Annotated in this window: 7 protein-coding genes and 1 pseudogene; 4 read left to right on the top strand and 4 right to left on the bottom strand. The window is 72.8% G+C overall.

Annotated features, from left to right (window positions below; genetic code table 11):
• Positions 1–102: 102 nt before the first annotated feature.
• A complete protein-coding gene (locus tag ABT116_RS38195) occupies positions 103–1,128 on the bottom strand; it encodes a lactonase family protein (RefSeq protein WP_351644046.1) in 1,026 nt (341 codons plus the stop codon).
• 163 nt (positions 1,129–1,291) lie between these two features.
• Complete coding sequence (locus ABT116_RS38190) at positions 1,292–2,782, bottom strand: FUSC family protein (RefSeq protein WP_351644043.1); 1,491 nt, start codon at positions 2,780–2,782, stop codon at positions 1,292–1,294.
• Positions 2,783–2,980: 198 nt separating this feature from the next.
• Here ABT116_RS38190 and ABT116_RS38185 point away from each other — a divergent pair, with 198 nt between their 5' ends.
• From ABT116_RS38185 to ABT116_RS38175, 3 genes are all read left to right on the top strand, one after another.
• Entirely contained in the window at positions 2,981–3,457 is a 477-nt protein-coding gene (locus ABT116_RS38185; RefSeq protein ID WP_031111300.1) for an Lrp/AsnC family transcriptional regulator, read from the top strand.
• Between the two features lie 19 nt (positions 3,458–3,476).
• Positions 3,477–4,172, top strand: a complete 696-nt coding sequence (locus ABT116_RS38180; RefSeq protein WP_351644039.1) for an HAD family hydrolase — start codon at positions 3,477–3,479, stop codon at positions 4,170–4,172.
• A 132-nt stretch (positions 4,173–4,304) separates the two neighbouring features.
• Positions 4,305–5,069: a DUF4142 domain-containing protein gene (locus ABT116_RS38175; RefSeq protein WP_351644036.1), complete on the top strand. Its 765-nt coding sequence runs from the start codon at positions 4,305–4,307 to the stop codon at positions 5,067–5,069.
• Positions 5,070–5,123: 54 nt separating this feature from the next.
• Here the strand turns inward: ABT116_RS38175 and ABT116_RS38170 are convergent, their stop codons facing one another.
• Complete coding sequence (locus ABT116_RS38170; RefSeq protein ID WP_351644033.1) at positions 5,124–5,906, bottom strand: LysR substrate-binding domain-containing protein; 783 nt, start codon at positions 5,904–5,906, stop codon at positions 5,124–5,126.
• 58 nt (positions 5,907–5,964) lie between these two features.
• On the opposite strand from ABT116_RS38170, the gene ABT116_RS38165 reads away from it, so the two are divergent.
• On the top strand, positions 5,965–6,348 hold the full coding sequence (locus tag ABT116_RS38165; protein ID WP_351644030.1) for a DUF5997 family protein: 384 nt from the start codon (positions 5,965–5,967) through the stop codon (positions 6,346–6,348).
• 123 nt (positions 6,349–6,471) lie between these two features.
• On the opposite strand, the pseudogene ABT116_RS51030 reads toward ABT116_RS38165, so the two are convergent.
• Positions 6,472–6,556 (bottom strand): annotated as a pseudogene (locus ABT116_RS51030) (sugar phosphate isomerase/epimerase); the annotation flags it as partial.

Raw genomic sequence — 6,556 nt, 5'->3', positions numbered from 1 at the left:
CCCGGGCGCCGCCCATGACCCCGACAGGCCCCGCTCGGGTTCGGTGGGGCCCTTCGTTGTCGGGGGGCGCCCGGCAGGGTGCGGGCGGCTCGTGACTCCTGCTCAGCCGAGGGTCACGTACGAGGCCGCCGTCACCCTGATCGAGCCGCCTCGTCGCGGGACGCCCGTGAGCGGGTCGACCGCGAACCAGGTCACGTCGCCGGAGCGCTCGTTGGCGACGTACAGGAAGCCGTGGCCGGCGGTGAGGGCGCGCGGCCAGTGGCCGCCGCAGGGCACCGTGGTGACGAGCCGCAGCCCTTCGCCCTCGACGGCGAGCACGGACAGGACGTCCTCGCCGCGGGTGGCGGTCCAGACGAAGCGGCCGTCGCGTGAGGCGGCGATGCCCGACGGGTAGGCGTCGCGTGCCGGTGCGCCGGGCAGGACCGGGGTTTCGGACAGCGGCGTCAGGGCGCCTTCCGCCGCGTCCCAGCGGCACACGGTGACGGAGGGGCTCAGTTCGTTGACGACGTACGCGTGGCGGCCGTCCGGGTGGAAGGCCAGGTGGCGGGGCCCGGAGCCGGGGCGCAGGGCGGTCTCCCGGTGCATGACCAGGGCTCCGTCGGTCAGCGTGCACACCCGCACCGAGTCCGTGCCGAGGTCCACGCTGACGGCCCAGCGGCCGCTCGGGTCGGGCTGCACCTGGTGGGCGTGCGGCCCCTGCTGGCGGGGCGTGTGCGGACCGGAGCCGCTGTGCCGGAGCACGCGGGATGCGGACCGCGTGAGCGTGCCGTCGGGGCGGAGGGGGACCGCGGTGACGCTGCCCGAGCCGTAGTTGGCGGTCAGGACGTGCCCGGCGTACAGGCTGAGGTGGGTCGGGCCGCTGCCGTCGACCGGCACGGGCCGCCCGGCCGGCTCGGGCTTGTCCCCGTCCACCCGGTACGCGGCCACCGCGCCCTCGGCGGTCTCACTGACCGCGTACAGCATCTCCCCGTCCGGTGAGAGCGTCAGGCAGGAGGGGTCAGGGACGGCGTTCACGCTGCTCAGCACGGTCAGCGCGCCGGTGTCGGCGTCGGCCTCCGCCGTCACGATGCCGGGGCCGCCGGCCGCCGTGAACGACCCGATGAACGCCCGCCGCCTGCCGTCCGCCACCGCTGTCCCCTCTCGACCGTGCGGGCCGGGTGGACCGCGCAGCCGATCATGCGCGGTCTAGACCAAACGGTCAAGGGTGCGTCGCCCGGTCGGACGCGGGCCCGGCGGAGCGTGCGTCGGCACCGTGCCGGCCTCCTGGGGCGCCTACGCCCTCGCAGTCCCGTCAGGCGCCCACCAGCGGTGAGCCCGACGGGGCGCGCAGGGGGCGGGCGAGATCGGCCAGGGCTCGTTCCAGGCCGTGCAGATGGGCCAGGGCGGGTTCCGCGTGGGGCGGGCCGTCCGCGTGGACCGCGATGTCCCTGCCCTCGGTGAGGGCCTCCACTGCGGCCTCCACCCGCCGGCAGGCCGTGGCGAGACGGGCGTCGTGGGAGGCCTCCGGGTCCGCCGCGACGGCGACCAGACCACGGATCTCGCGGGCGCAGTCGTCGAGGAGGGCGAGCACGTGCCGGGCCCGCCGCTTGCGGCCGAGCATCGGGTTCAGCGGGTGCACGAGCGGGGCGACCGAGAGCCGTACCCGGGCGAGGAGCTGCTCCAGCTCCGCCACCCGCGGGGCCGGGTCGGCGTCCGCCGCGCCCGCCAGGCGCCGGGCGGTCTCGACGGCGCAGGCGTGCACGCAGCGCAGGGCCCGCCGGATCCAGGCGTCGGTGATGCTGTGGGTGGTGACGGGCAGGACGAGGATCACGGCCAGGGCGGCGCCGAGCGCCCCGACGCCGGTCTCGGCGAGCCGCAGGGCGAGCAGGCCGGGGCCGAGCACGCCGAGGAGGCCGTAGAGCAGTCCGGCGAGGAGGGTGACCCAGAGCATCATCCAGGTGTAGGACACGGCGGCGGTGTAGAAGATGCCGAAGACGCAGACGGCGGCCAGCGCGGCCGTGACGGCCGGGTCGCCGTGCACGGGCACGGCCACGAGCAGGCCGAGGGCGATGCCGATGACCGTGCCGAGCAGCCGCCGGAAACCGCGGACCAGGGTCTCGCCGCGTGAGGTGGTGTTGACGAAGATCCACCAGGTGGCGCCGACGGCCCAGTACCAGCGCTGCCCGGACACCAGCTGGCCCACGACCAGGGCGAAGCCGGCCCCGGCGGTCGCCTGGATCGCCTGGCGGGTGGTGACCCGGGCCAGACCGGTGCCGCCCGGCGGGGCGGGCACGGCGGGCGGGGGGATGCGGCGCTCGTAGCACCACAGGCCGAAGCGCACCGCGGCGGCGACGAGGACGGACAGCAGGACCGCGACGTACAGCTGGGGCAGCTGGTCGGTGGTGGCGTGCAGGAACTGCGCCACGAAGAAGGTCATGAACGCGAACACGCCGAGGCTGTGGCCGCGCGGGCCCCAGCGGCGCGCGTACACGCCCGCGCCGACGACGGCGAGGAAGGTGAGGTCCCTGGCCACCGGGTGGTCGTGCAGCTCGGCCGCGGCGGTGAGCACGGGCAGGCCGACGGCGGGCAGCAGAGCGGTCGTCACGGCCTGGCCGCGGACCGTGGCGTCGGTGACGGTGAACAGGGCGAGCAGGGCGGCGAGACCGCCGGTGACGGCACCCGCGAGGGAATGCCCGGCGAGGCCGCACACCGCGACCGCGAGCGCGATGCCGAGCACGGCTCGCGCGCCGAACCGCAGCCGCGTCCGCCCCGGATCCGGAGCCATGAACACCCTCTTCAGCACCGCTTACCGCCCCTTTCGCAACACCGGCCATGAGCACGCATGAAAAAGGCGCCGCGGGGTCCGCAGCGCCATCGACGCATCCATATCAGCATCCCGGAGGCCAGTGGCTCAACCGGCTCCTTCTAGACTGGGCCATTGGTGCAGTCTGAGCGACCGGTGAGCGGCCGCGGCAGAGCCAACGGACGAGGAGGAGGCGCCATGCCCGTGGACGAGCTCGACACCCGCATCCTGCGGCTGCTGCTGGAGCAGCCGCGCACCAGCGTGCGCGAGTACGCCCGGATCCTCGGCGTCGCCCGGGGCACCCTCCAGGCCCGGCTCGACCGGCTGGAGCGCGACGGTGTGATCACGGGCACGGCACCGGCCCTCTCCCCCGCCGCGCTCGGGCATCCCGTGCTCGCGTTCGTCCACATCGAGGTCACCCAGGGCCATCTCGACGAGGTGGGGGACGCTCTGGCGGCGGTGCCGGAGATCGTGGAGGCGTTCTCGATCACGGGCGGCGGGGATCTGCTGGCCCGGGTGGTGGCGCGGGACAACGCACATCTGGAGGACGTCGTCCAGAAGCTGATCAGCATGCCCGGCGTGGTGCGCACCCGTACCGAGGTGGCCCTGCGCGAGCGCGTGTCCCACCGGATGCTGCCGCTGGTGGAGTCGATCGGGCGGTCGGCCCGCGGATGATCTTTGAGAGCATGGCGGCATGAGCAAGCTCCGCGGAATATCAGTCATCTTCGATCTCGATGGAACACTCGTGGACAGCGAGCCGCACTATTACGAGGCAGGCCGCCGGACGCTCGCCGAGTACGGCATCGCGGACTTCACCTGGGCGGACCACGAGCGGTACGTCGGCATCAGCACGCAGGAGACGGTCGCGGACTGGAAGGACCGCTACGGCCTGCCCGCCACGGTCGAGGAACTGCTCGCCGTGAAGAACCGCCACTACCTGGAGTTGGCCCGCAGTGCCACGCGCGCCTACCCGGAGATGCGCGCGTTCGTCGAGCTGCTGGCGACCGAGGGCGTGCCCATGGCCGTGGCCTCGGGCTCGTCACCGGAGGCCATCGCCGCGGTGCTGACCGGAACCGGGCTGGACGCGCGGCTGCACACCGTGGTCTCCGCCGACGAGGTCGCGCACGGCAAGCCGGCTCCCGACGTCTTCCTGGAGGCGGCCCGCCGGCTCGGCGCGGCCCCGTCCGACTGTGTCGTGCTGGAGGACGCCGCTCCGGGCGCCGCCGCCGCACACGCGGCCGGCATGCGCTGCATCGCGATCCCGTATGTCCCGGCCCAGGCGGGCGCACCGGAGTTCGCGACCGCGGGTCTGCTCCTGCCGGGCGGCCAGGAGCAGTTCACGGCACGGTCGGCGTACGACTGGCTCGTCGGCTCGGCCGACCTGTCCTGATCTGGCCTCTCCCGTCCCGTACATGGACCATGACGGGGCGGGCTCTGCGAACTTTTTTGCGGCAGGGGTGATTGTTTCGCCCTCGGCGTCCGTACCTCTTGGTGTTGGGCCGTTCATATCCCAGGAGGCACGATGCGCATCTCGCGCAGCACGGCAGGAACCGCGTTCGTGGGCGGTGCGTTGATCCTTACGCTCACCGCGCTCGCCTACCCGAGCATGCTGGGCGTGGAGAACGCGGCTTCCGGCCAGGACCGCATCATCGCCAACACCCAGTGGGGTCCACTGACCGAGGCGGACCGCGACTTCGTGGTGCGTGTGCGCGCGGCCGGACTCTGGGAGTACCCGCTGGGGCAGCTGATCAAGGAGCGGAGCACGTCGCCGGAGATGCAGGAAGTCTCCAAGCATCTGCTCGTGGGTCACGGCCGGCTCGACGCGGGCTGCCGCAAGATCTCCACGGACCTCGGCATCACCCTGCCGAACGAGCCGTCGCCACAGCAGCAGCAGTTCGTGGCGACGGCCGAAGGAAGCACGGGCAAGGAGTTCGAGTCCACGGCCGTGACCATCATGCGTGTTGCGCACGGGGGCATCTTCCCGACGATCGCCAAGATCCGGGCGACCACCCGGAACAGCCTCGTGCGGGAGCTCGCCGACACGACCAACGACACCGTTCTCGACCACATCACGGTCCTGGAGAAGACCGGCCTGATCAACCAGGAGCAGGTCAGCTTCCAGATCACCGCCCCGCCCAAGCTGCCCCAGGAGCAGACGACACCGCCGCCGCCGCAGCAGGGTGCGCCGGTCCGCGTGCTGCCGGTCCCCGAAGACCTGAAGGACTTCCAGACGGTCGCCCCCAATCCGTCCTATGGGGCGCCGGCACCTTCTCCGTCGGCCGGCTGAGCAGGTTTTTGCGGCTACGCGTCCGGGGCTGCGGTCCGTCCGCCGGCCCCGGTACTACGAACGGCGGCGGGGCTTGCCGCGCCTGTTGCCCTTGGGGGCGCCGCTCCCGCTCTTCCCCGTGCGCTTCGCCCCCGCCGGCTTTCCGGCCGCCGACTTGCCGGGCACCGGCTTGCGCCGGGCGCCGCCCCGGGACGCGTCCGTGGACCGGCCCTGCGCCGGGGGCTGCTCGCGCCCCCGGGTGCTGTTGACCGTGCGGCCGCGGACGATGCCGATGAAGTCCTCGACCTGGTCCGTCTTCGCGTCCTCGGGCCAGGAGAGGGCCACGCTCGACTCGGGGGCGTCCTTGAGGGGCCGGTGGGTGAGGTCCTTGCGGTGGTGCAGTCGGGCGAGCGACAGCGGGACCACGAGGACGCCGATGCCCGCCGCGACCAGTTCGACGGCGTCGGCGGTGGTGGCGGGCCGTTCGAGGGCGGGACGCCCCGGGAGAGCCTCCCAGTCGAGGACGTCGTCGAGCGGGTGCAGCACGATGTCGTCGGCCAGGTCTTCCTGCGCCACCTCGTCAACGGCCGTGACCAGATGGTCCTTGGGCACCACGACGACCGTCTGCTCGGTGTAGAGGGGAATCGCGCTGAAGACGGTCCGGTCCACCGGCGTGCGGACGAGGCCCGCGTCGGCGTCCCCGCCCAGCAGCCGCCCGGCCACCTCTCCGGCGGGCACCTGCGTGAGGATCAGCGGGACGTCGGGCTGCCGCTCGTTCCAGATGCGCACCCACTTGTCGGGCATCACCCCGGGGACGTAGGCGAGCCGGAACGAGGGGGTTTCATCCGAGCCAGTCACCTCGACAGGTTACCGGGCGTGGTCAGAGGTCGTGCACACGCTCGATACCCTGGGAGCCATGACGTCGCACCAGAGCACCCAGACGATGAAGCCCGCGACCGCGGCGAAGAAGCTGGGTGTGTACCTCGAGGCCACACCCGCCGAGTTCCGGGAGGGTGTCGTTTCGCGCGCCGAGCTGAACGAGCTCCAGGCGAACCCGCCGCAGTGGCTGCAGGACCTGCGGCGCAACGGCCCGCACCCCCGCCCGGTGGTCGCCGCGAAGCTCGGCGTCTCCATCGCCGGTCTCGCCCGCGCGGGCGTCACCGAGCCCCTCACCACCGAGCAGATCGAGGCGCTGAAGCAGGAAGGCCCCGAGTGGCTGGAGCGGGAGCGCACCACCCAGGCGGAGGTCCGCAAGGAAGCGGAACGGATCAAGAAGAAGAACGCCGAACGTCAGGCCTGACCTCAGCACCCTTCGTTTTCGGACGGCCCCCACCGGATGATCCAGTGGGGGCCGTCGCTGTTTCCTCGGTGTTCCCGGGCGTCGTGTGGCATCGGTGAAATCTTTCAGCCATGTCTTGACATGGCCGGCCCGGGCGATCTGCGCGGGCGCGGTGTCGTCCCACCAGATGTGGTACGTGTCGACCGTGACACCGACCTGGTCCGCCGGG

Origin of the sequence: Streptomyces sp. NPDC002130, assembly GCF_040296465.1 — a bacterium.
Taxonomy (GTDB): domain Bacteria; phylum Actinomycetota; class Actinomycetes; order Streptomycetales; family Streptomycetaceae; genus Streptomyces.
The sequence above is the reverse complement of the archived record's forward strand: the minus strand, read 5'-3'. Positions and strand labels throughout refer to the sequence as shown.

Excerpts from the sequence above, each read along its gene's own strand:
- ABT116_RS38185 (WP_031111300.1), top strand. The coding sequence starts at position 2,981 with ATGCCCGTGGACGAGCTCGACACCCGCATCCTGCGGCTGCTGCTGGAG.
- ABT116_RS38180 (WP_351644039.1), top strand. The coding sequence starts at position 3,477 with ATGAGCAAGCTCCGCGGAATATCAGTCATCTTCGATCTCGATGGAACA.
- ABT116_RS38175 (WP_351644036.1), top strand. The coding sequence starts at position 4,305 with ATGCGCATCTCGCGCAGCACGGCAGGAACCGCGTTCGTGGGCGGTGCG.
- ABT116_RS38165 (WP_351644030.1), top strand. The coding sequence starts at position 5,965 with ATGACGTCGCACCAGAGCACCCAGACGATGAAGCCCGCGACCGCGGCG.